At 47.2% G+C, this 1,446-nt stretch carries 2 protein-coding genes; both read left to right on the top strand.

Annotation, left to right across the window (positions count from 1 at the left end; genetic code table 11):
- Window positions 1–468 (top strand): IS5 family transposase (locus QZ506_RS00590; protein WP_291968324.1); only part of this gene is annotated, 468 nt, incomplete at its 5' end.
- A 568-nt stretch (window positions 469–1,036) separates the two neighbouring features.
- Window positions 1,037–1,234 (top strand): YdgH/BhsA/McbA-like domain containing protein, encoded by a 198-nt coding sequence (locus QZ506_RS00585; RefSeq protein WP_291968323.1) that lies wholly within the window; start codon window positions 1,037–1,039, stop codon window positions 1,232–1,234.
- Window positions 1,235–1,446 lie beyond the last annotated feature (212 nt).

Raw genomic sequence — 1,446 nt, 5'->3', positions numbered from 1 at the left:
GTAGACAGTGTGACGCATGAGATTATCTGTGCGGATTTGTCGCTCAGTGGTACGACTGATGCCCAAGCTCTACCGGCGCTGATAAACCAGACCCACCGGAAAATCAGAGAGGTATCGGCTGACGGCGCTTACGATACAGTTTACTGCTATGATGCTCTGCTGAGGAAGAAAATAAGGCCGCTTATCCCGCCACGAAGGGGGGCGAAATATTGGCCAGATCGCTACCACGAGCGTAACCACACTGTTGCAAATCAGCGCATTAGCGGTAGTAACGATATCTGGAAAAAGAAAGTGGGATATCACCGGCGCTCAGTGGCTGAAACGGCCATGTTCCGGTTCAAAAGGCTTCTGGGTGGTCATCTAAGTCTGAGAGACTACGATGCTCAGGTGGGTGAAGCCATGGCCATGGTCAAAGCGCTTAACCGGATCTCGCTATTAGGAATGCCGAACAGTATTCGCATCACGTAACAATCGACCCGTATGGGGCGCAGTCGTTACAAGTTCTGATTTATTCAACAAAGCCCAAATGCTTAGCAAACTTCAGCGAATGGCTCGAGTTCAGGAGAAAAGCCGCCGCTATCTACCTTGTTTTTATCATTATCTTCCAAAACGTATTTAGCAGTAATTCACAAAACTCGCTTGTTACAAGGTTGTTATTACTGACAATCCTTATAAATCTCACTTATCGCACGCAAATTATCATTAATGGGTATTATTCCCTTTTTTGTGCCGCGAATGCTTCACCACCTGACGATACGCCGCCGCCAGACAAAATGCTGAGGCGAACGCGCTGATTACGTGCCATAATCGGCACCACGTTGTGTCATCAGGTGATGACGTTTTTTGTCGCAACCTTCCATGCGTCAGGCGAAAGGATTTTTTATGAAGCTGAAGACTCGCGTTATCGCGTCTACCCTCCTCTCTCTCGGTTTTTTCTGCCCACGCGGCACAGGAATTGACACCCGAGCAGGCTGCTGCGGTAAAACCGTTCGATTGAATTTCTTTTAGTGGCCGTTTTGACGCAATTTTTGACGCGGTGGCTGAAGCCTCAAAACGTGACGACAAAGCCGGAGCTGATGCGTTTTACATTCAGGCGATTAACGAACAAAACCGAGGCAACAGTCAGACGGTTTATGTCGACCTGTACCATAAAGAGGCACCGAAAGCGGATGCTACTCCGGTACAGCGCACCTTTGATGGCATTCGCGAACTGCCACGATATGATGTGTACTAGCTTATACCTGATCTGACAGTTACCGATTATTTATACAGGTGTCTGTCAGATTACATCTGGTTCAGATTCTTTGTATTAGTCGCGACTAGATCTGACACTGTACCTTGAAAGGTTGAGAGTTACCGGTTTTGATATGGGAGTCTAATCCTTAAACAAAACGCGAGGTAACTATCATGCTTCATACTAACAATCCCATTATCAAACACAAAGCC

The organism is Candidatus Symbiopectobacterium sp. (assembly GCF_020054415.1).
Taxonomy (GTDB): domain Bacteria; phylum Pseudomonadota; class Gammaproteobacteria; order Enterobacterales; family Enterobacteriaceae; genus Symbiopectobacterium.
The sequence above is the reverse complement of the archived record's forward strand: the minus strand, read 5'-3'. Positions and strand labels throughout refer to the sequence as shown.